This is a genomic window from Fontibacter flavus (assembly GCF_042432905.1).
Taxonomy (GTDB): domain Bacteria; phylum Bacteroidota; class Bacteroidia; order Cytophagales; family Cyclobacteriaceae; genus Fontibacter; species Fontibacter flavus.
This window is the reverse complement of sequence record NZ_JBHLWI010000039.1, coordinates 25,631-46,692: the sequence shown is the minus strand read 5'-3', so window position 1 is coordinate 46,692 and position 21,062 is coordinate 25,631. Positions and strand designations below refer to the sequence as shown.

21 protein-coding genes and 1 tRNA gene are annotated in these 21,062 nt (G+C 40.9%); 9 read left to right on the top strand and 13 right to left on the bottom strand.

The genetic code is table 11. From position 1 onward, the window contains the following. The first annotated feature begins 34 nt into the window (after nucleotides 1-34). From ACFFIP_RS14480 to ACFFIP_RS14450, 7 genes are all read left to right on the top strand, one after another. A tRNA-Phe gene (locus ACFFIP_RS14480) sits at nucleotides 35-107 on the top strand. Between the two features lie 210 nt (nucleotides 108-317). Further along, nucleotides 318-800: a GFO_1088 family ECF-type sigma factor gene (locus tag ACFFIP_RS14475; protein WP_382388407.1), complete on the top strand. Its 483-nt coding sequence runs from the start codon at nucleotides 318-320 to the stop codon at nucleotides 798-800. After that, the gene (locus tag ACFFIP_RS14470) at nucleotides 797-1,222 is read left to right on the top strand and encodes a PG0215 family putative anti-sigma factor (RefSeq protein WP_382388406.1); all 426 of its coding nucleotides are present in this window, start codon (nucleotides 797-799) and stop codon (nucleotides 1,220-1,222) included. The genes ACFFIP_RS14475 and ACFFIP_RS14470 overlap by 4 nt, the downstream gene beginning before the upstream one ends. Nucleotides 1,223-1,225: 3 nt before the next feature. Beyond that, nucleotides 1,226-1,750, top strand: a complete 525-nt coding sequence (locus tag ACFFIP_RS14465) for a DUF4252 domain-containing protein (protein ID WP_382388405.1) — start codon at nucleotides 1,226-1,228, stop codon at nucleotides 1,748-1,750. A 202-nt stretch (nucleotides 1,751-1,952) separates the two neighbouring features. Beyond that, the gene (locus ACFFIP_RS14460; RefSeq protein WP_382388404.1) at nucleotides 1,953-2,483 is read left to right on the top strand and encodes a hypothetical protein; all 531 of its coding nucleotides are present in this window, start codon (nucleotides 1,953-1,955) and stop codon (nucleotides 2,481-2,483) included. Nucleotides 2,484-2,490: 7 nt separating this feature from the next. Continuing rightward, nucleotides 2,491-2,979: a DUF4252 domain-containing protein gene (locus tag ACFFIP_RS14455; protein WP_382388403.1), complete on the top strand. Its 489-nt coding sequence runs from the start codon at nucleotides 2,491-2,493 to the stop codon at nucleotides 2,977-2,979. A gap of 420 nt (nucleotides 2,980-3,399) precedes the next feature. Next, complete coding sequence (locus ACFFIP_RS14450; RefSeq protein ID WP_382388402.1) at nucleotides 3,400-3,987, top strand: T9SS type A sorting domain-containing protein; 588 nt, start codon at nucleotides 3,400-3,402, stop codon at nucleotides 3,985-3,987. 59 nt (nucleotides 3,988-4,046) lie between these two features. Here ACFFIP_RS14450 and ACFFIP_RS14445 read toward each other — a convergent pair whose 3' ends face one another. The 7 genes from ACFFIP_RS14445 to accD form a co-directional block, all read right to left on the bottom strand. Next, entirely contained in the window at nucleotides 4,047-5,681 is a 1,635-nt protein-coding gene (locus ACFFIP_RS14445) for a pseudouridine synthase (RefSeq protein WP_382388401.1), read from the bottom strand. Between the two features lie 112 nt (nucleotides 5,682-5,793). Next, entirely contained in the window at nucleotides 5,794-6,603 is an 810-nt protein-coding gene (murQ, locus tag ACFFIP_RS14440) for an N-acetylmuramic acid 6-phosphate etherase (protein ID WP_382388400.1), read from the bottom strand. Further along, on the bottom strand, nucleotides 6,600-7,442 hold the full coding sequence (locus tag ACFFIP_RS14435; RefSeq protein ID WP_382388399.1) for an N-acetylglucosamine kinase: 843 nt from the start codon (nucleotides 7,440-7,442) through the stop codon (nucleotides 6,600-6,602). Before ACFFIP_RS14435 ends, murQ begins: the two co-directional genes overlap by 4 nt. Before the next feature lies 1 nt (nucleotide 7,443). Next, nucleotides 7,444-7,674 carry a cytochrome b5 domain-containing protein gene (locus tag ACFFIP_RS14430; protein ID WP_382388398.1) on the bottom strand — a complete coding sequence of 77 codons (231 nt, stop codon included), beginning with the start codon at nucleotides 7,672-7,674 and terminating at the stop codon, nucleotides 7,444-7,446. Then, nucleotides 7,675-8,826 carry a formimidoylglutamase gene (locus tag ACFFIP_RS14425; protein WP_382388397.1) on the bottom strand — a complete coding sequence of 384 codons (1,152 nt, stop codon included), beginning with the start codon at nucleotides 8,824-8,826 and terminating at the stop codon, nucleotides 7,675-7,677. 87 nt (nucleotides 8,827-8,913) lie between these two features. Next, nucleotides 8,914-10,209 carry an NADH:ubiquinone reductase (Na(+)-transporting) subunit F gene (nqrF, locus tag ACFFIP_RS14420; RefSeq protein WP_382388396.1) on the bottom strand — a complete coding sequence of 432 codons (1,296 nt, stop codon included), beginning with the start codon at nucleotides 10,207-10,209 and terminating at the stop codon, nucleotides 8,914-8,916. A 139-nt stretch (nucleotides 10,210-10,348) separates the two neighbouring features. Further along, nucleotides 10,349-11,191 carry an acetyl-CoA carboxylase, carboxyltransferase subunit beta gene (gene accD / locus ACFFIP_RS14415; RefSeq protein WP_382388395.1) on the bottom strand — a complete coding sequence of 281 codons (843 nt, stop codon included), beginning with the start codon at nucleotides 11,189-11,191 and terminating at the stop codon, nucleotides 10,349-10,351. Nucleotides 11,192-11,602: 411 nt separating this feature from the next. Between accD and ACFFIP_RS14410 the strand changes: the two genes are divergently transcribed. Then, nucleotides 11,603-13,234: a carbon starvation CstA family protein gene (locus ACFFIP_RS14410; protein ID WP_382388394.1), complete on the top strand. Its 1,632-nt coding sequence runs from the start codon at nucleotides 11,603-11,605 to the stop codon at nucleotides 13,232-13,234. 42 nt (nucleotides 13,235-13,276) lie between these two features. Here ACFFIP_RS14410 and ACFFIP_RS14405 read toward each other — a convergent pair whose 3' ends face one another. Genes ACFFIP_RS14405 through ACFFIP_RS14395 form a run of 3 tightly spaced genes read right to left on the bottom strand, consistent with a single transcriptional unit; the run spans nucleotide 13,277 to nucleotide 16,911 of the window. After that, the gene (locus ACFFIP_RS14405) at nucleotides 13,277-14,395 is read right to left on the bottom strand and encodes a hypothetical protein (protein WP_382388393.1); all 1,119 of its coding nucleotides are present in this window, start codon (nucleotides 14,393-14,395) and stop codon (nucleotides 13,277-13,279) included. A 39-nt stretch (nucleotides 14,396-14,434) separates the two neighbouring features. Further along, entirely contained in the window at nucleotides 14,435-15,976 is a 1,542-nt protein-coding gene (locus tag ACFFIP_RS14400; protein ID WP_382388392.1) for a vanadium-dependent haloperoxidase, read from the bottom strand. Nucleotides 15,977-15,987: 11 nt separating this feature from the next. After that, nucleotides 15,988-16,911: a transporter gene (locus tag ACFFIP_RS14395; RefSeq protein ID WP_382388391.1), complete on the bottom strand. Its 924-nt coding sequence runs from the start codon at nucleotides 16,909-16,911 to the stop codon at nucleotides 15,988-15,990. A gap of 80 nt (nucleotides 16,912-16,991) precedes the next feature. Between ACFFIP_RS14395 and ACFFIP_RS14390 the strand changes: the two genes are divergently transcribed. Continuing rightward, nucleotides 16,992-17,129 (top strand): hypothetical protein, encoded by a 138-nt coding sequence (locus ACFFIP_RS14390; RefSeq protein ID WP_382388390.1) that lies wholly within the window; start codon nucleotides 16,992-16,994, stop codon nucleotides 17,127-17,129. On the opposite strand, the gene ACFFIP_RS14385 is transcribed toward ACFFIP_RS14390, so the two are convergent. The 3 genes from ACFFIP_RS14385 to infB form a co-directional block, all read right to left on the bottom strand. Continuing rightward, a complete protein-coding gene (locus ACFFIP_RS14385; RefSeq protein ID WP_382388389.1) occupies nucleotides 17,126-17,671 on the bottom strand; it encodes a hypothetical protein in 546 nt (181 codons plus the stop codon). The genes ACFFIP_RS14390 and ACFFIP_RS14385 overlap by 4 nt on opposite strands. Before the next feature lie 139 nt (nucleotides 17,672-17,810). After that, nucleotides 17,811-17,969 (bottom strand): hypothetical protein, encoded by a 159-nt coding sequence (locus ACFFIP_RS14380; RefSeq protein ID WP_382388388.1) that lies wholly within the window; start codon nucleotides 17,967-17,969, stop codon nucleotides 17,811-17,813. A gap of 103 nt (nucleotides 17,970-18,072) precedes the next feature. After that, nucleotides 18,073-21,027: a translation initiation factor IF-2 gene (gene infB / locus ACFFIP_RS14375; RefSeq protein ID WP_382388387.1), complete on the bottom strand. Its 2,955-nt coding sequence runs from the start codon at nucleotides 21,025-21,027 to the stop codon at nucleotides 18,073-18,075. Nucleotides 21,028-21,062: the final 35 nt, after the last annotated feature.

The window sequence follows — 21,062 nt, the reverse complement described above, 5'->3', positions numbered from 1 at the left end:
TTCAAATACCTACCTTTGCATCACTTTAACGGACGGTGATGTAGCTCAGTTGGTAGAGCATCGGACTGAAAATCCGTGAGTCGGTGGTTCGAGTCCACTCATCACCACAAGCCCTGAAATCATTCAGGGCTTTTTTTATGCCCTTACTTTCCGGTTTATTTTTGATGCATAGGTTCATAGTCTTCCAATTTCTTAGGTGCAAAATAATAAATAGTAGGCATGCATACTATTTATGTCAATAATTTAAATTGAATCTAATTTGAGAATTTTTTTCAAATTGCTGTAACATTTACCAAACCCGTTCATCATCTACCTGAATGAAGTCATTTTTTGAAGCACATATTTGGCCTTTAAAAAGCAAGCTGTATCGCATGGCATACCTCTGGGTCAAAGATAAGGAGGTGGCAAATGACGTATTACAGCAGGTTTTTGAAAAAGCCTGGACCAAAAGAAATGACCTACAATCCATGGACAACCCCACCGGTTGGATAGTCCGCACACTCAAAAACGAAAGCATGCAACACTTTCGTCGATTGAAGAAAATAGTACCAATCACTGATCTGGATGTTGCGGAAGATACGGCTGAGGGTGATGAGCCGATTTCAGAAAAGTTGAAATTGGTAATGGGATTTATAGAAATGCTGCCCGAAAAACAAAGGGAAATCTTTCAGCTCAGGGAGGTGGAAGGCCTGACTTATGAAGAGATTTCTGACTACCTGGAGATCAGCCTGGATCAGGTCAAAGTAAACCTGCATAGGGCCAGGCAAACATTGAGAAATTATCTGACAACTGGAAAATGAAAAACCGACTGGACATACTGCTACAACGCTACTGGGAAGGGGAGACTTCTTTGGAAGAAGAAAAGGAACTCAGAAGTCTCCTCCTTCAACCTGAAGGCTATGAAGCCGAAAAATCCTTTTTTCTGGGTATAGCGGAATACACCAACCTAAAAGAAGACATCCAGCACCCTCAGGGTAGGGTCAAAAGATGGAATCCGATGTGGTACCGAATTGCGGCGGGTTTGTTGGTTTTGTTGGTTTCTGGCATCAGTATCTACTTCTATCAGCAAAAGCAGGCTGAAAAAGAAGCCTATCAACAGGTAATGGATGCTTTGACGCTGATTCAGACCAATATGCAAAAAGGGACTGAAAACTTACATTTGTTGGAAGAGTTCAGGCACCTCAATACCACCAATGAATTGTTCGACATTGAAACTCAATAAGCTATGAAAAAAAGTATCCTATTTATACTGTTCTTCCTGATCTTTTCAGGGATACAGGCGCAGGATGATGCGATCGTCAAATTTTTCTCCAAATATATGGAAGATGACCGATTCTCCAGGGTATATATCAGCCCAAAGATGATGCAGATGGCAGGAGGTTTTCTGAAATCAGGTGAAGCAGCGACAGATAAAGAAGCCAAAGACTTGGGCGAACTGATCACCAAAGTCAGGGGTATCCGCATCCTGAGTGCGGAAAAAATAGATGGGCTACCTCTTTATAAAGAAGCTATGGGAACCCTGACTAAAAATAAATACGAAGATCTGATGGATGTGGCAGACAAGGGTTCAAATACCAAATTTATGGTCCGGGAGGAAAACGGAAAAGTGATGGAACTCTTGATGATTTCAGGTTCAGGCAATGATTTTACCCTGCTCAGCATGTTGGGCAATTTCACCTATCAGGATTTGAATATCCTGGCGGAAAAAACCAATGTGCCGGGAATGGATCAGTATAAGAAAGGAAAGTGAGATGCGAAAGACGAGATGCGAGAAGGGGGATTTCGAAAGGGGGATTTCTGAAACAAAATGCAATCCTCATAAGTCAAGAGCGTAGATGCTAGAAACGAGAAACTAGACTCAAAATATTGCCCTGAGGATCGAAGATTCAAAAAGGAAAGAGTGAAAAGTAGGAAAGGGAGGATTTTAGAAAATTTTATAAAAATCAAAAACGATGAAACAAAATTATTTCATTTTGACAGTAGTCTATTTACTGTTGAGTATTCAAAATGGATTTGGACAATCTGATCCTTATGATGCTATAAATAGGAATTTGGAAAGTCACGTGGAATCAAAATTGCTTTGGCCATGGGAAGATACTGATTTGATCAAGGGGATGAGAAATGCTGAAATTAGTGCCACCTATAGACTATCTTTCAACGATCAGCAAAATTCAGAACTTGCTATTGACTTCAGTAATTTTGAGAAAATGGTCTCTGCTGTTTATCCTAGAGAAGAAGTTTCCGGAAAATTTTTAGCTGAAACATTAGAAAAATCCATCTCTGCTGAATTTAAACCTGTTTTTGAACAGGCAAACGGAGAAAATATCTTCTACATGTTCTCAAATGGCAGCAAAGACCAGGAAGAGGTTTATTTTTTGACAAGTACAAAAGATAATTATGAGCTATTATATTTCAAGTATAAGCCAAATACCCGAGAGAAAGATAGACTTCAATTTCAGATAATGAACATATTCAATAACTAACCCCAACATGATGAAAAAGCACCTCATTTTAATAGCGGCGTCCTTGATGCTATTTGCGCAAAACAGCTTTGCGCAGAGTAAATCTGTGGAAGCATTGTACCAAAAGCATAAAAGCAATCCAGACTTCTTCCACCTTGATCTTGGAGGTAGTTTTATGAATTTTGCCAAAAGCATGAACGTCAAACTGGATAATGGGCAGGCAGAAGCCATTTCCAATTCTATGGAAAGGCTCAAAATGTTTAAGCTCCCTGGAGATGCACAAATGGCAAGCACTGAATTCAAAGCATTACAAAAAGGACTCGAAAGAGAAAGGTTTGAGTTGATGATGGAGGCTACTGAAAAAAAGAGCTCATTTCTCATTTATACCAAAGGAACAAGGAGAATCAGTGATGTGGTGGTCATGGTCAAAGATGACAATGGCGAAATGCTGGTTCTTGAATTGAAAGGAGACTTTGATTCCAAAACCTTGGCAGAGGTTGGAGGCAACATCAAATAACTCTTCACCAATATCTTCCATAAATAGCAAAAAGTTCAGGCCCTGAGGTCTGGACTTTTTGTTTTGATACCCCTGTTCTATATGCTTTTTTGATGGATAAGAATAATTTTTCACATAAAATTTAATTCTGTTTGGTACAGGTATTTCATGTTAAAATTTCTCATGACATCGATTCCGAAAAAATTTAGCCATATTTTTGATATGTTAAAAAATATAATGTAAAAATATTGAATCGGTAATAAAATAGAGTTTTTATTAACATATTTGTAATTATAAAATATTGATTTTACATTTGTACCGTAGCTATTGAAAATTCAGGCTATCTCCCCTAATAACCGACCTCTACCACTTTGAATTGGGAAAATCCCATGAGAGGTTCAATCAACAGAAATTTCTTAAACCTATTAAATTATTTGTAAAATGAGAGTTTTATTCACATTCATCATGGCTATTGGTGTTATATATAGCACCATGGCAAACGACGCAGGTAATTTACCTGAAAAAGCACCGGTATCCCTTAGAAAAGTGGATCAAAACAAAGTTCAGCTGCTTTATGGAATCCTTCCAGAAGGAACTGTAACTGTGAAAATTTATGATGCCAACAATGCTTTGGTACAGAAAGATAGAATTACAGCCAAAACTGCCTTTGCGAGGTACTATGATGTTTCCCAACTGACCCCAGGAAATTATACCATGGAGGTGATTGACGGTACATCTGTTGTAGATTATTTACAACTTCAGGTTAATCCGGCAAGTCCAGCACCTGTAATCTATTCCAGACTAGAAAAAGTAGAAAATAACAGCTACAAGCTACTGGTCAATTCCTTGTTACCAACAGCAATGTCTGTTTTGGTTTTTGAGAATGATAGATTGGTCCATGAAGAAAAACTGAATGATGTGAGTGGATTCCAAAAGTTATATAAGCTTCAGGGAATAAGCCCGACTGCCAAGGTAGAATTCTTTGTCAAGACCAATGAAGGTTATGCAAAAACTTTAGCAATAAGGTAGTTTCCTTCATTAACCTAATAAAAAAGGCCACAATTTTATTTGTGGCCTTTTTGCATTAATTAGAAGTATTTTAACCTGATGACTTCTTTTTCTGTCAGGAATCTGTAATTTCCTCTCGGTATATCTTTTTTGTCCAGACCTGCATACATGACCCTATCAAGCGCGATGACTTCATAGCCCAAGTGTGCGAAGATCCTTCTCACGATTCGGTTTCTTCCTAAGTGGATTTCCAATCCAAGGATAGTTCTGTCTTTTGACAAAACTTGCATGTCATCTACTTGGGCAGGTCCGTCCTCCAAAGTCAGTCCTTCAAGAATCGCCTGTTCATCACCTTGTGTGATCGGTTTATCCAAGGTCACCTGATAGATCTTCTTAATATTGTTTGAAGGATGGGAAAGTTTGGCAGCAAGATCTCCGTCATTGGTGAATAGCAGCAATCCTGTTGTATTTCTATCCAGTCTTCCTACAGGGAATACCCTTTCTTCACAGGCATGGGCGATCAGGTTCATGACTGTTTTCCTTTCCATGGGATCATCCGTTGTCGTGATGAAATCTTTTGGCTTGTTTAACAAGAGGTAAACTGGCTTTTCAGGATTGATCAATTTACCCTTATAAGAAACTTTATCAGTCTTGTTAACTTTATAACCAAGCTCTGTTATCACCTCGCCATTAACCTTAACTTCTCCTCTTTGTATCAGGGAGTCAGCTTCACGTCTTGAGCATATTCCCGAATTGGAAATGAATTTATTAAGACGGAGCATGTCAGAAACATTCTTCTTTCCATGGTTTTTCTCCAAGGCCTCAAAATTATAATCCGGTCTCTCTTCGTCTGCTTGCCTTATAAAAGGCTTATTAAATTTCTTCTTGTATTTGGATTCATCCGCAACTTTGGAGGCAGGAACCCACTCATGAATAGGCTTTTCGTCCTTTCCCCTTCCTTTGTAGACTTTTTTGTAGTCGCCCCCCTCAGGCTTTCCTGTGTCTGATTTTGGCCCCCATTTGGCTTTGTCGTAAGATGGCTTACCACCTTCATCTGTTCTGGATCCTTTACTAAAATCTTTTTTGGGATAAGTTCTGTCTGAATCTGATTTGGATTTCCAGTCTCCAGATCTTTCAGACCTACCCTTATCAGACTTATCGTACTTGTTATATTCTGTTTTGGGTTTCCAATCACCGGACTTCTCAGGTCTTACACCTTCATCTGTCCTGGATCCTCTACCAAAATCTTTTTTAGGATAACTTCTACCTGTATCTGATTTGGATTTCCAATCACCAGATCTTTCAGGCCTGCCTTTATCAGACTTATCGTATTTATTATACGCTGTTTTAGGCTTCCAATCTCCCAATCTCTCAGGTCTTGCACTTTCTTCTGACCTAGATCCTTTACTAAAATCTTTTTTGGGATAAGTTTTGCCTGAATCTGATTTGGGTTTCCAAGCTCCTGTTTTTTCAGATCTACCACCTTCGGCGTTATCGTATTTCTTAAAACCAGGTTTACCGTAAGTTTTTCCTGAGCTTGGTTTGGATTTCCATTCTCCTGATCTTTCAGGTTTCCCCCCCTCAGTATTTCTGGATTCCTTGAAATCTTTCTTCTTTGAAAAATCTCTTTTGGAGTCAAATTTTCCACTTCCTCTTTCAGGTCGGGAATTGCCTTCTCTTTTAGAATCAGGCCTTTTGTTGTTGTCTTTTCTCATGTTATTGCAGCATCTCTGCTGGGATTTGTTTTTATCCTTTTATCAGGTTCTAAGTTCCTGAACTTAAAAGGGATGCAAAGATAGTGAAACTATTTTGAATATCTTTGATTACTTATTTCTTACTGAAGAAAGCTTCAACTGCAGACCGCACGGATCCGTGTTGCATCAAATATGCCTGAGCTTCTTTTTCATCAAGACCCGTTGCCTCCATGATCATTTTGGTACCTCTATTGACCAATTTTTGATTGGAAAGCTGCATGTCCACCATTTTATTGCCTTTTACCCTTCCCAATTTGATCATAGTGGTGGTGGAGATCATATTCAGGACAAGTTTTTGAGCAGTCCCTGCTTTCATCCTGGTACTTCCTGTCACAAATTCCGGTCCCACTACCACTTCGATGGGACAATCTACTGCAGCGGCAAGTGGGGTGCCAAGGTTGCAGGTAATGCATCCGGTCAGAAGGCCAGCTTCCTTGGCAGCTTTGACACCACCAATGACATAAGGGGTAGTACCTGAAGCTGCAATTCCTATAACGATATCATGCTTATTGAAGCCATATTGTTGGATATCATGCCAAGCTTGATTTGCATCATCCTCTGCATTTTCAACGGCCTTCCGAATAGCAGTATCCCCCCCAGCAATAATGCCAACTACCCAATCAAAAGGCACTCCATAGGTCGGGGGGCATTCAGAGGCATCCAGAATTCCCAATCTGCCACTTGTTCCGGCTCCTATGTAAAATAGTCTGCCCCCTTCATTCATTCTAGGAACAATCATTTCTACCAATCCCTGAATGGCAGGAAGTTTTTCTTCAACTGCTAAGGCTACTTTTTTATCCTCTCTGTTGATGTTTTGGAGCAAGGACAACACATCCATTTTCTCCAGATTGTCGTATAATGAGCTGCTCTCTGTAGTACTCATGGCATTTTTTGGTGGTAAAGGGTTAAACCGGCAATTGGGCTTTCTATAATCAAATTGACTTGAATTTCAGCATCAAAGGCAGCATTTCTAAGAATATCACTGTTGTAGAAAGCGATAGACCCTACAAAGTTTACCGGTTTGTTTTTGTAATCTTTGTACTTCATGACATGCTTTCTAAAGAAATCCTGAAAAGCGTTGTAATAAAGCATATAACAATAGGGATCGCTTTTATTTTCTGAAATAAAACGGCAAAAACTTGCCATATATCTTCCAGGGAAAGGTCTTTGATAGACATTTTCAATGATGGTCTGATAATCCAATTGGAATCTATCCAACATCTGTTCCCTTATTTTATTCGGCATATCTTCATGTATAAAGTCAGCCAGAAACTTTCTACCGATATAGGCCCCTCCTCCTTCGTCTCCTAAAATATACCCAGGTGCAGGCCTCTTGTCAATAATGATTTCTCCATCATAATCACAACTATTAGAACCCGTGCCTAAGATACAGGCAATACCGGCTTCATGCCCACAAGTCGCCCGTGCTGCCGCCATCATATCATGGTCAACATTGATCTCCTGAATTTTGAAAATACTTCTCAATGCCTTTTCTACTTGCAACCTGTTTTTGGGAGTGCCACATCCTGACCCGTAATAATAGATGGTGTCAACTTCATGGCTGATACCCAATAAGAATTCATCCTGCAGCTCGCTGGCCATTTCAGCAGCAGTTTGGTAATTAGGGTTAAACCCAATTCCCCTGTGCTGTTCAATTTTTCCTGTATTTCTAATCAAACGCCAATCGGTTTTACTGGCGCCACTGTCTGCAATAAGTATCATCCTAGTTTGTAAGAATTCCCACCTTCTCAAATTTCAGAAAAACATTGGCCGTATGGGGAGCATCCTGTAATTCATCAGTAAGGTCCTGACCTGCCCAATGCTCATAGTGTTTGCCATTTTTCCAAAGCCTGGACTGGGTCACATCATAAATTATTCCTTGGTAAGCAACCCAAATTTCGGGTTTGTCCTGCCCATTCCTGAGGGCAAGTTGTTGCCTGCTGTAGGTTTTCATCTACATAAGCTTAAGCTGTGCGTTTATCCATCTTTCAGGAATTTCACCGGACTGTGCCAATTGATAATCCTGATAGCTGCAAGGAATGATGGTAGACCTGTCGAATTTATGTTGGTCCGATTGGGGGATCTCCATCCACCATTTGTCGCTTCTTTTACTTTTGTAAAAAACCAAAATGGAAGGTTTCGTGTCCAAAGATACGGTATATTTGATATAATCGCTGCTTTTAAAGGACAAGCTGTCTTTCCGGTCATAAAAGCCCTCAATAAAATACCACATCATAGTGGCAATGATTGATGCAGTTTTATTTCGGTTGTCATCGAAGTATGGCTGATATCCATAGATGCCTATAGAGGACAATTTTTCATTCATGCCGGCAAATCTACAGATCTGACAGGCTTCTTCTCCTGACAGGCCAAAGGGTTGAGCTTCTGCAGCACCGGGAGCATCTGAAGAATGAATAGCAGATACATCGATACTGATCAGGTCAGCATTTCTGATAATGGGCTCCACCTCTTTGAAGTTACTTCGAAGGCTGCCTAACCTGACATGTTCAAAATAAAGTTTTTCCATCACGTTTACCACGTCCTGATCTACCAAGAAACTTTGGTAAGCCAGATGGCTGTAGCTGAACAGAAAGTTGGGTTGGTGCAAAATGATATCCTGTGAATGTACTTCATGCGGGTGCCCCTCATCTTCCATATCAAGTTTGGAGTCTACAGTCACCATAGACACCAGTTTCTTCAGTCCTTCGTAGGACATATATTGACCATAGTCAAGGTCATGTGTCCCTCCAAAAAATATGGGGACAATTTGTTTTTTGATCAGATATTCTCCAATACTCTGAAGGTATTTGATGGATTCATCCCTGGTTTCTCCAAGTTTCAGATCTCCCAAATCCACAATCTTGTAGAGCCCATGTCCTTTTTTGAGGTGGTATAATTTTTCACGGATTTCTAAGGAAGCCCTTTCAATGGTATCGGATTTGGGCATTCCTCTTTTTTCCCTCAAGCCAATCAGTGCGATCTGGACGCCTTTGATATCAGGAAATGTTTCTCCATAGAAGTGGATATAGTTAAAAAAGGAGTTGTGCAAATACGTTTGATTGGTCAGGTATTCAGGTATAGGATCAAAGAAAGACTTGAGGTTCATAGATTGGATTTAAGCTATTGTCAAAAATAAAATAAAAAAACGGGAGAAAAATAAAAAAGTCCCGCGAATGCGGGACTTGAATATGTATTAACCACCGAAGTCGTCAAATCTGATGTTTTCTTTCGGAATACCCATGTCATCCAAAAGTTTCAACACTGCCGCGTTCATCAAAGGAGGACCGCATAGGTAGTATTCAATTTCATCTGGCTCAGGGTGGTTTTTCAGGTAATTGTCAAACAATACCTGGTGGATAAATCCAACATAACCATCGCCATTATCATCCAAAGACTTTTTGATATTCCAGTTGTCTTCCGGAAGTGGTTCAGAAAGTCCAATGTAGAATTTGAAATTCGGGAAATCTTTTTCGATATCTCTGAAGTGAGGTACATAGAAGAGTTCTTTCTTAGATCTACCACCATACCAGTAAGATACTTTCCTGTCTGTTTTCTCAGTATGGAAAAGATGGAAGATATGTGATCTCAAAGGCGCCATACCTGCACCACCACCAATGTAGATCATTTCTCTTTGTGTAGGATTGATATGGAATTCACCATAAGGACCAGATATTGTTACTTTGTCACCTGGCTTACGGGAGAACACATAAGAAGAACAAACACCAGGGTTGACATCCATCCATTTGTTGTTAGCCCTATCCCATGGAGGAGTAGCGATACGAATGGTCAACATCACGATGTTACCTTCAGCAGGGTGGTTGGCCATTGAGTAAGCTCTGAAGAGTTCTTCGTCATTTTTCATGACCAAATCCCAAAGTCCGAACTTATCCCAATCACTCTTGTAAACATCAGCAGGGTGACCCAACTCTGGATGTGGCGTAATGTCCATTTCCTTGAAGTTTACAGTGATGGCAGGAACATCAATCTGAATATATCCTCCTGATTCAAAGTGAAGGGTTTCACCTTCCGGCAATTTCACTTTGAATTCTTTGATAAAGGTAGAAACATTGTAATTGGAGATAACTTCACAATCCCATTTCTTAATACCAAAGATTTCTTCAGGAATTCTGATGTGCATATCCTGTTTTACTTTCACCTGACAGGAAAGTCTTACATTACCTTGCTTCTCTGCACGGCTAAGGTGACCTTCTTCTGTAGGAAGAACTTCCCCTCCACCATCTTCGATGACGCACTTACACATAGCGCAAGTACCACCGCCACCACAGGCAGAAGGAAGGAAGATTTTGTTGTTACCTAGAGTACTCAAGAGGGTGGACCCCGCAGAAGTTACGAGGGTTTTTTCACCATTGATGACGATTTTCACATCACCTGATGATACCAATTTCGACTGGGCAAACAACAAGATAAAAACCAGTAGCAATATAATCAGAGTAAATGCTACTATTGAAGTGATAATTACTGAACCCATTTAATATTAAATTTTACTTTTAATTTTCAGTATTCCGACCTTGTTAGGGCACACAAATATATTTATAAATCGATAAAATCGGCTATTATTCCTCTTTATTTTAACCAATTATCAATTGCACTAATAACGATTAATACGGTTAATTGTTGAGAAGTTTCAGCAAAGTTGTCAATCTGTTTTTCAACTGCCTCCTATCGATGATAAAATCAAGAAAACCGTGTTCAAGAACAAACTCAGAACTTTGAAAACCTTTAGGCAAATCTTTACCGATGGTCTCACGGATTACTCTTGGACCGGCAAAACCAATCAGCGCACCAGGTTCAGCAATATTGAAATCTCCCAACATGGCATAGGAAGCTGTAACACCGCCAGTAGTGGGATCCGTCAACAAAGAAATGTAAGGTATTCCAGCTTTGTCCAAAAGGGCCAGTTTGGCAGAAGTTTTGGCCATTTGCATCAAGCTGAAGCCAGCTTCCATCATCCTTGCACCACCTGATTTTGAAATCATTAGGAAAGGGATTTTGTGTTTCAGGGAATAATCAATTGCTCTTGCTATTTTTTCCCCAACTACTGAACCCATGGATCCACCTATGAAACTGAAGTCCATACAGGCCACCACAACTTCAAGACCGTTCATTTTACCAACTGCGCTGCGTACTGCATCATTCAGTTCAGATTTATTGATGGTTTGTTCAATTCTTGAGGTGTATGGTTTGGAGTCCACAAACTTCAAAGGATCTCCTGACTTCATGTTGGCGTCAAGTTCCTTGAATTTGTTCTCGTCAAAAAGAATTTCAAAGTATTCTTTTGATCCTATTTTGACATGGTAATCATCGTCCGGGCAGACGTATGAATTGTTTTTCAATTCACGGGTGTGAATGATATTCCCTTTGGGTGTTTTGAACCATAACCCATCAGGAGCGTCTTTCTTCTCCTCAGTGGATGTTTTGATTCCTTTGTCTGTTCTTTTAAACCAAGCCATATGAAAATGTTTAGTTCCGAAATTTCCATTTCAGGGACTACAAATTTATAGGTATTATCCATTAAATAAAATTTAAGGACTGGCAAGCCGTACATTTCATAAACCTTTTAGTGGTGAAATCATTGTTTAGCCCTTATTAAAATATTGCTGCTATTCTCATCTGTTTATTATTTCATCATAAATTTTGCCCCTATTAGGAAATAATAGTCTGTAATTTCTGCAAATTGCAGGAAATTCATCCAGCTGTCTGTAGCACAAAATATAGTATTAGCTCCTTTTGAATAAAAGAAAATATATTCACTTTAAACTTTAACTGTGACATGTACAAAATCTTGCCTTCGGGGTCTTATGAGATTTCGACCTTGGTAAGCTAATGATCAAATAAAACCCAAAATCCTATTATTCAATTATATGACCCTAACTGCTCTTCTCTTAGTTTCAGGAATAATTCTTATTGCGGCCTACTTCACTTATGGGAATTTTGTCTACAAAAAATTCGGGTTATCAGACAAACGAAAAGCGCCTTCCCATACTTTTAAGGACGGTATAGATTATGTCCCAAGCAAGCCTATTGTGGTACTGGGGCATCATTTTGCCTCTATTGCGGGTGCAGGCCCAATCGTAGGGCCCATTATTGCCGTAACATTTGGATGGATTCCGGCTGTGATCTGGATTTTGTTGGGTGGAATATTTTTCGGAGCTGTACATGACCTGGGTAGCATGGCTGCCTCATTGAGAAATCAGGGAAAATCCATTGGCGTGATCATTCAGAAGAATATTGGCCAGCAAGGCAAACAGCTGTTTATACTCTTTAGCTTTTCTACTCTGATTTTAATCATTGGGGTATTTGCAGATATCATCGCCAAGACTTTTGTGAACAACGCAGGTGTGGCTTCCGCTTCTATTTTGTTTATCATATTGGCAGTAGCATTTGGCTTGGTGAGTAGGATTATAGGAAACAGCAAGACTTCTTTTGTCATCATTTCCATAATCGGCGTCGTCCTGATGTATTACTTTGTCTATCTGGGAATGCAGCTTCCTTTTGAACTGGATTATCAGATTTGGGTTTACATTTTATTGATTTATGCCTTTATTGCTTCTGTTACTCCTGTTTCCATGCTTCTTCAGCCGAGAGATTATCTGAACAGCTTCTTGCTTTATGGATTGATCATCTCCGCAGTAGTCGGTGTTTTCATTGCCAACCCGGAAATCAAGATGGATACCCAAGTCTATATCTCTGCAGATAATTTGGGGTATTTATTCCCTGTTCTATTTGTGACCATTGCCTGTGGAGCCATTAGCGGTTTTCATTCTTTGGTGGCTTCCGGTACTACTTCCAAGCAATTGGATAAGGAAAGTGATGCAAAAATTGTGGGATTTGGAGGAATGTTGATCGAATCATTCTTAGCCATTATCTCTGTAGGCGCAGTTATCGTATTGAGCAGAGGAGAATATTTGGGCAGATTGGGTGAAGAAGGGCCTGTGCCTTTGTTTGCTACCGGTCTTGGGAACATGATCTCATCGGTAGGGATATCGGAGCAATTTGCGATTGGTTTTGTAGCATTGACCGTTTCCGCATTTGCCCTTACCACTTTGGATACCTGTACACGGTTGGCAAGATTTACCTTACAGGAATATTTTGAAGATGTCAAACATCCTGTGGGAGCGACAATTTCCCAGAACAGGTATCTTTCTACAACAGTAGTCGTGATTTTATCAGTGATGCTTTTAGCATCCGGTAGCTTCAGCACTTTATGGCCGATCTTTGGTTCTGCCAATCAGTTGCTGGCAGCCTTGGCATTACTCACCATCGCTGTTTGGTTATTGAGGCAAAAAATCAATGCCACCTTTGTTACCATTCCGATGTTTTTTATGTTCACAGTCACCTTAACTTCCCTTGGCCTATTTGCCTGGAACAATTTTAAAAATGAGGTCTATGTCTTGGCCATTATTGCAGCTTTATTATTTATCCTCTCCGTTTCGTTAATCGTGCTTGCCTCAAAAAGCTTAAAAAAAGAAATTGAAAAACCGATGGATGTATGAAAATAAAATGGCTGCCCGGTTTAAGGCAGCCATTTTGGGTTTTTAAAAACTATTGAATAGGTCACTGTCTTTTTTTGCAATTCTCCAGGCCAAGGACAAATTCACTAAATAGTCCGCAAAGGCTGCATCTCCATGCACCCTGTTATCTGGTGTAGAATCAGCAATATCGGTGAGGCTTCTGGTCCTGTTTCTCAAAAGCGCAATTGGGACATTCAACCCTATGGTGAAATCTTTGATCATATAGCTTGCACCTGGTTCAACAGAAACAATGTATCCTGGCCTCCTAAATCCGTCGCTTTTTCCCAGGATATCCCTGACAGGTACACCTTCTATTCTTCCTCCAAGACTGAGGGCCAATCCATGAGCAGAACCAACAGGTTTAAATAACCCTGCTCTCAAAGCATATTGATCAGGAACACTCATGATTGCTTCGCTTTCTCTTCTTCTGAATGTTTGGACACCATTTGTATTTCGGGGATTCAACATGTAAAACCCGTCGTAATACAAAAAGGTGGTTTTTCCGAGGTTCCAAACCCCTTGTCCATTGATGATGAGACCAAGGCCCCCATCGCCAAGTTGGATGGATTGGTCAACCGGTCGGATTTCAGATTCCCCATTTGGCCCCACATTATAAAACCTGCTAGTGGCGCCGTAATTCCCAGTAGGAAGCTTCAGACCTCCCCCGATTGCCATATTTCCTTTTGGACTTTTTTCCCCTGTAAAAAGCCAGTACCCTCCGCCTATAATCAAATCAGTCAAGCCTTGGGAATATGTGGTATGCCTTTCGGTTCTTCCATGTTCATACAATGAGCTTCTCTCATTATAAGCATAAGGAACTGACAATATCCCAAAAATCCTTTCCGTAAAGGCGTAACTGATATTCAAGTCTATCAAATGTGTCCAATTGATCACTTCTGTATTGTTGGTGAGTCTATCCGGTTCTTCATGGGTACCCCTAAAATGCCGGAAGGATTTGAAATAACGGTAGTTAGCACTAATGTTTAGCTCCCCTTTTTCAAGGATATTTCCCTGACCGACGGCATTCCCTATTCCCGAAAATTGCCTGATGGCGACACAGCCCTGGGCAAAAAGATCTTCAGGGAAGAACATGATAATTAATGTTACGATAATATATTTTATGGCACTAATAAGATTTTTCATGACGACAATGATTTTTGGGTTGTTTAAAAACATTTTCATTTAAAGTGTCCCGTCTGCTTTTGCTTTATTAACCGCATAAGTTCCTACCAATTTTCCTTGTACCGTTCCGGCTATAGCATCAAACCGGTAATGAATCCCACCATAAATCCTTGAAACTGCGGCCTCTTCTGCCCACTCCCTAAATTGCTGTGCATCATTAGGAAAGAAATAAGATAGTACTTCCGCACCAGCTGCTGAGAAAGTTGAGTGTCCTGATGTGTATGCGGGGAAATTGGGCGTTCCGAGAATGGTTTTAAATCCTGAAATGATTTCTACAGGTCTGGGATAGTGATAATAATACTTGGTATCCCAGCAAGCCACTCCTGCATCCATAATTGCTGTATTCATGTAGGCAAATACTTTTGCCGTTCTCAATGGGTTTAGCCTGTTTTTGACAATGGAGAGTTTTGCGAATTTATTCCAATGGCCTGGAGGTGTATAAGAGCCAATCCCATCTTCCCACCAATTGGCAATTCGCCTTTGTTCTACAGTCATGTGTGCGGCATATCTTTTGAGTTCTTGGGCATCGGTCTCAAATTGGGCAGATCCTGGCGCAGGCGGAGGAGATGACCTTACTTCTTCCACTGTCGGAACGTGCCACATTTTCACCTGTCCGAAAAGCGGCGTTAAGCCCACTGGCCTTTGAGGGGTTTCTGTGTTTTGCCATTTCCAGCCAAATCTTTCAAATGCAGCATTGGCGATGGAATCTGAAACTGACTTTGGGGTTTGGGCTTTCGCCATTCCATCTGTTGAAGCACGCTGCTTAGCCAATTTTACAACTTCGTTCCCAATAATAATTCCTGCATCTATATCGCTTTGGACATTTATTCCGGCATGAATAAGACTTGAAATATGTTCCTGATACTTTCTTTCCAGATATTGTGCCTCCAAAGGAAACATTGCCGTAAGGATCTCTTTGGAAACCAGCGCGACCGTAGCACCATCGGATGGATAAGAAGGAAGCTGACTGGGACTATATGCCGGTTTAATTTCCTGGTTCACTTGATAAGGAGCAGGTCTGTTGTATTGGAATTTATAATGCCAGGACACTACCAGCCCATCATATTGTGCCACACTCAGGTAAGCCAGCATCCTGCTGGTGTAAGGTGGATGTGCAAATGGAAATGGAGGTGGTCCTACCGGACTTGCAGGATTGGGTAAGGTATAGGTTCCGTCAGGGTTGGGACCCGGAATCAGGTTATATTTAGCTGCCAGCTCCAGGGCGATTTCATTCCACCTCAAAATAGGGTTACTGCTCCAGTACTGGACTGCTTGCTTTTCAGCAGCAGAAATTCCATCCATTTGTTGCCTGAGTTCAGCCAATTCGGATTGATAAGTGACAGAGCTAGTTGACTGTGGTTCCGGGATGTTGATCTGACCAGGGGAATTTACCAAAATAGTTGCCCAAGATCCTCCGTTTTCATCGAGATTCTCAAATGTATAATCATCGAAATCGTAAAAATTAGGCGTTTCCTCCAAACAAGAACTGATGATCAAAAGGAGGAATAATAGGCTTATATAGTGTTTTATAAAATTTTTCATGATTATGGCTTTTAATAGACTTTAAACTGATAGGTAAGGCCAATGCCGATTGTAGTGGCTTTACCCATATTCCTTCCACTTAATGTTTGATTTACATAAGCCAAAGCACCTAGACCCCTATCTTCTTTGATATAGTATTGGGCCCATGCACCAATCTGACTGACTTCCATTTTGTTGGTAGGCTGTGGTCTGTTATAGGCACGGATATCATCTCCTGAAAGACAATTGAAGCTCATATACGTGGCTTCCAGCCTTAATCTTTTCTGTAAGGTCCAGTATCCAATTGCGCCATGAATATTCAGGGCATTGGGCACATTCATAAAGGAGGAATAAACACTTCCGTTTTGGTAGTAATAATTCCGCTCCACTTCAGTCTGTCCTCTCCAGATATAGGCCAAGGCAGCCCTGAAAAACAAACCATTATCCATTTTGTAACCCCCGATGCCCCTTACACCAATTTCAGGAGCTCCGACACCGATACTAAAAGGCATGTAGTCCGAGAGGTAATTACCAACTGGAGTGCTATAATGAACATTGGTTAAAAACAATAGACGACCACTGCCTATTTGTTTTTTGAGCCAATCTACTTTAAGGGAAACACTTAAATCCTGAAGGCCCGATTGCCCCACCTGTGTACCTCCAGAGGCTTCGGTACTTACATATGGTAAGCTGGCGATGATATTGATTTTTTGGGTAAGACCCATTGCCACCATGGGCATCAACATTTGTCTAGTAAAGGTTCCTATGTTGGCGTTTTCCCTTAAGTAGTCACCCTCCCAATATTGGTTCCATCGGCTGCTTTCAAACATGCCGGCAATACAGATTTCTCCCTTTGGCATCATGATCTCATCAAAGGGCATTTGTGCTTGAGTTGTTGGTATATAGTATAGAAATAGAAAAGCCAGCACTATTACTGAGCAGTAAAATTTTTTCATAATCATAGGTTTGGTTGAATCAAAAATGTACTTGAGCTATGCTTTTGAAGCATGCATAGCTTCTAACCGTCCACTCTATCATGAATCCAATAGGTACGATTCCGCTGCCATTTTTATGTAATGGGAATACCAAGGAAGTTCAGGGCTTCATAGAAGCCATGTCTTCAATTATCCAGAAAGAATTGATGGAAAAGGTTAGAAAAGAAAATTCAACTTAGATAAGCTGTGGAGGAGGAGAATTTACTTCTAGAGACTGATTTTTATAAGTTGAAAAAATAAACCCTATCAATTGTTTTTCTTCAATGAGTTTAATGCCCAAATCAATTTTGTTGATTGGCTGTGTATAGTCTTTGACAAATGCTTTGGAAAGGAGAGAATTATTGCCTGAATCAGGAATCTCATCCTGTACAAGAGAGCTGACCCAAAGTTGAATCGTATTGTTCAGCGTTCTCTTAGCAGTATCCGGAACATAAATGATCTGCAAGGTATCTTTCACATACCTTTGCTTAATGGCACGGAAGTGCTGACCGTCTTTTTCAAAATGGGTATTGGTAGCCCTGAACTCCTCTTCATCGGCCATATAGGGAAGGCTGATCGGAATCTCCATCATCCTTTCCTCCCATTCTTCAGATGAGTCACTGTATATTTTTTCAACCCAGTTATTTTCTATCTGTAAGTTAAAAGAATAGTAGGCCACATAGTACCCGAAATGGTACATTGCAAAGCAACAAAGGAGCAATATGGCGCTGATTTTTCTCAAATGAATTTTGATAATAAGACGAAAAGTAATAAATAATTTTGATTTTTATGTGAATGTGAAAATAAAAGTAATCAACATCTATTTAGAAAACTTCTTGAGTGATCGATTCAAGACATAATATGTTAGAATGATGACAGATCTAAAATACCGAAAAGAGAACTGACAACAGCAACCAAAACAAAGCCATCCCTCCGTAAACCTTGATTACTTTCAATCTATTGAACCTGTCCAAAAACCAAAGTACCAATACGGGCTTGAACAGTCCTGCAATCAATGAAATCAGGCTGAGCCACAACATGATTTGACAAAAAAGCAGAAATGCTGCTAACATGGGAGTAGATTGGTAATTTGGAAAGGGTAAAAATAAAAAAAGGAGCCTTTCGAGCTCCCTTTTTGTGTTTTTATTTTTTCCTTTTTATTTCCTGCATCATGTATCCCTCAATGGTATCATCGATTTGGATATTATTGAAGTTTTTGATGGAAATACCACATTCGTACCCGGCTTTCACTTCAGCAACATCGTCCTTGAATCGCTTCAATTGGTCGATTTCACCATCGTGGATAACGATTCCGTCACGGATGACACGGATTTTGTTTTTACGGGTGATGTACCCATCAGTCACGTAAGAACCTGCAACCGTACCGATTTTAGAGATCTTGAACACTTCTCTGATGACCACGTTACCTGTGATGACTTCTTCGAACTCAGGTTCCAACATACCTTCGATGGCATCTTTGATCTGATTGATGGCATCGTAAATGATGGAATAATGTCTGATCTCGATTTCTTCCTGCTCAGCGAGTTTCTTCGCATTGGAAGAAGGTCGAACGTTAAATCCGAGAATGATCGCATCTGATGCAGATGCAAGCAGGACATCAGATTCAGATATCTGTCCTACACCTTTATGAATGATGCTTACTGATACTTCTTCTTTAGAAAGCTTCAATAGGGAATCAGATAGGGCCTCCACAGAACCATCCACGTCACCTTTGATGATGAGGTTAAGTTCCTTAAAGCTTCCGATAGCAAGACGTCTACCGATTTCATCAAGCGTGATGTGCTTCTTAGTTCGCATGCTCTGTTCACGAAGAAGTTGCTCTCTTGAATTGGCAATTTCTCTAGCTTCTCTTTCAGTCTCGTACACCTTGAAGGTATCACCTGCCTGAGGTGCGCCACCAAGACCCAATACCTGAACAGGAGTAGAAGGTCCTGCTTCGGACAATTTCTTTCCTTTATGGTCAAACATGGCCTTGACACGTCCATAATGTGGTCCGGCCAACATGATGTCACCGACTTTCAAGGTACCCGCCTGAACCATGATGGTAGCAACGTAGCCACGTCCCTTATCTAAGGAAGCTTCAATCACAGTACCAACTGCACGCTTGTTTGGATTGGCTTTTAATTCAAGGATTTCAGCCTCCAGCAATACTTTTTCAAGAAGCTCATCTACACCTAGACCTGTTTTGGCTGAGATATCCTGAGACTGATATTTACCGCCCCAATCTTCCACCAATAAATTCATATTGGCCAATTCTTCCTTGATTTTTTCAGGATTAGCATTAGGCTTATCCACTTTATTGATGGCGAAAATCATAGGTACCCCCGCAACTTGAGCGTGGTTGATCGCTTCTTTGGTCTGCGGCATGATACTGTCGTCAGCAGCGATCACGATAATCGCAACGTCTGTGATTTTGGCACCACGGGCACGCATCGCTGTAAAGGCTTCGTGACCTGGAGTATCCAAGAATGCGATCTTATGGCCATCTGAAGTTCTTACATCATATGCACCAATGTGCTGGGTGATACCACCTGCCTCATCTGCTGTAACTTTTGACCTTCTGATATAATCGAGCAAAGATGTTTTACCGTGATCTACGTGACCCATGATGGTAACGATAGGAGCTCTGTCCTGTAGATCTTCTACGCTATCCTCCTCCTCTGCTGCTTCTATTTCTTCATCAGGCTTGGCGAATTCGACTTCATACCCGAATTCGTCAGCAATGATGGTGATGGCTTCTGCATCCAACCTTTGGTTGATGGACACAAACATTCCCAATGACATGCAGGTAGCGATTACCTGATTGACGGAAACATCCATCAAAGATGCCAGGTCATTGGCAGATATAAATTCTGTTACTTTTAATACTTTGGAATCTTCAATACCCTCAAGTTCTTCGCGGATTCTTTCAGCTTTTTTGTCTCTTCTTTTTGACTTTCCACTTCCAGGTTTACCACCCCCCTGCAATCTTGCCAGGGTCTGCTTGATCTGATCTTGAATTTCTTTTTGGGTTGGCTCTGCCTTTTGCATTCTGCCCACATTTTGAGCAGGTGCTGGTTTGCCTTTCCCTCTTCTATTGTCTCCTTGACCTCCTGGTCTTCCTCCTTGGCCGGGACCACCTTGACCTCCCGGTCTTCCGCCCTGGCCTTGTCCTTGAGGACCTTTGGCCTGACCTGCATCAGCTGGCCTGTCTCCAGGTGCCTTGCTGTCAATTCTCTTACGAGGTCTTTTCTTTTTGTCTTTACCTCTTTCATCTGAAGAAGCTACTGGTTTTCCTTTTTTCTTGGACCTATCAGCTGGTAATTCGATTTTTCCCAAAACCGTGAGCCCCTTCAAGGCATCGGCTTTGGCAGAAATCAATTCACTTGGAACTTTTTCCTCTGAAGGAGTTTCCGGTTTTTCAACTTTCACTGGTTTTACTTCAGGTTTGCCTTCCGGCTTAACTTCCGGTTTAGAACCAGTTTTTGGTTGTTCTGGCTGTCTTTTAGCCTCAGGTTGAGAGATTGGCTGTTTTGCTTTTGCGTTGTCATGAGTATGAGGCTTCACAGCCTGAGGTATTGGTTCCTTTTTAGGTTCCGGAGCAACGGATTTTGGCTGCTCTTTTGGTTTTTCCGGCTCTACAGCCTTTGGTTCTTCTTTGGGGGCAACTTCTTTTTTGCCACCTAGATCTATTTTACCCAGAACCTTGATGCCTTGTAATTTTGGTGCCTCAGGCACAACTTTTTCAACTTCAGGCTCTGGTTCTTTTACAGGTTCCGGCCTCGGTTTCAGAGCCTCAGGTGCTTTGGCTTCAACAACTGGTTCAGGTTTCTTCTCCTCCTTAACATCGGACTCTGCCTCAATGGTAAAAGTCTCATGATGACGCTTACCTATAGACAAATGAGATGCCTCCTCCTTTTCAAGTGCAGAGGATTTGAATTCCTTGGCCAACATGTTGAATTGTTCCATGTTGATTTTGGAATTCGGGTTGTTTTCTACTTCAAAGCCTTTCTTGGCAAGGGATTCCACAATCGTAGATATACCTACGTTGAGTTTCCTAGCCACCTGGCCCAATCTCATTGTTTTTTCTTCTGACATACGCGCTTAAAAACTCTCTCTATTTATTTTGGCAA

Excerpts from the sequence above, each read along its gene's own strand:
- ACFFIP_RS14475 (WP_382388407.1), top strand. The coding sequence starts at position 318 with ATGAAGTCATTTTTTGAAGCACATATTTGGCCTTTAAAAAGCAAGCTG.
- ACFFIP_RS14470 (WP_382388406.1), top strand. The coding sequence starts at position 797 with ATGAAAAACCGACTGGACATACTGCTACAACGCTACTGGGAAGGGGAG.
- ACFFIP_RS14465 (WP_382388405.1), top strand. The coding sequence starts at position 1,226 with ATGAAAAAAAGTATCCTATTTATACTGTTCTTCCTGATCTTTTCAGGG.
- ACFFIP_RS14460 (WP_382388404.1), top strand. The coding sequence starts at position 1,953 with ATGAAACAAAATTATTTCATTTTGACAGTAGTCTATTTACTGTTGAGT.
- ACFFIP_RS14455 (WP_382388403.1), top strand. The coding sequence starts at position 2,491 with ATGATGAAAAAGCACCTCATTTTAATAGCGGCGTCCTTGATGCTATTT.
- ACFFIP_RS14450 (WP_382388402.1), top strand. The coding sequence starts at position 3,400 with ATGAGAGTTTTATTCACATTCATCATGGCTATTGGTGTTATATATAGC.
- ACFFIP_RS14445 (WP_382388401.1), bottom strand. The coding sequence starts at position 5,681 with ATGAGAAAAGACAACAACAAAAGGCCTGATTCTAAAAGAGAAGGCAAT.
- murQ (WP_382388400.1), bottom strand. The coding sequence starts at position 6,603 with ATGAGTACTACAGAGAGCAGCTCATTATACGACAATCTGGAGAAAATG.
- ACFFIP_RS14435 (WP_382388399.1), bottom strand. The coding sequence starts at position 7,442 with ATGATACTTATTGCAGACAGTGGCGCCAGTAAAACCGATTGGCGTTTG.
- ACFFIP_RS14430 (WP_382388398.1), bottom strand. The coding sequence starts at position 7,674 with ATGAAAACCTACAGCAGGCAACAACTTGCCCTCAGGAATGGGCAGGAC.
- ACFFIP_RS14425 (WP_382388397.1), bottom strand. The coding sequence starts at position 8,826 with ATGAACCTCAAGTCTTTCTTTGATCCTATACCTGAATACCTGACCAAT.
- nqrF (WP_382388396.1), bottom strand. The coding sequence starts at position 10,209 with ATGGGTTCAGTAATTATCACTTCAATAGTAGCATTTACTCTGATTATA.
- accD (WP_382388395.1), bottom strand. The coding sequence starts at position 11,191 with ATGGCTTGGTTTAAAAGAACAGACAAAGGAATCAAAACATCCACTGAG.
- ACFFIP_RS14410 (WP_382388394.1), top strand. The coding sequence starts at position 11,603 with ATGACCCTAACTGCTCTTCTCTTAGTTTCAGGAATAATTCTTATTGCG.
- ACFFIP_RS14405 (WP_382388393.1), bottom strand. The coding sequence starts at position 14,395 with ATGAAAAATCTTATTAGTGCCATAAAATATATTATCGTAACATTAATT.
- ACFFIP_RS14400 (WP_382388392.1), bottom strand. The coding sequence starts at position 15,976 with ATGAAAAATTTTATAAAACACTATATAAGCCTATTATTCCTCCTTTTG.
- ACFFIP_RS14395 (WP_382388391.1), bottom strand. The coding sequence starts at position 16,911 with ATGAAAAAATTTTACTGCTCAGTAATAGTGCTGGCTTTTCTATTTCTA.
- ACFFIP_RS14390 (WP_382388390.1), top strand. The coding sequence starts at position 16,992 with ATGAATCCAATAGGTACGATTCCGCTGCCATTTTTATGTAATGGGAAT.
- ACFFIP_RS14380 (WP_382388388.1), bottom strand. The coding sequence starts at position 17,969 with ATGTTGTGGCTCAGCCTGATTTCATTGATTGCAGGACTGTTCAAGCCC.
- infB (WP_382388387.1), bottom strand. The coding sequence starts at position 21,027 with ATGTCAGAAGAAAAAACAATGAGATTGGGCCAGGTGGCTAGGAAACTC.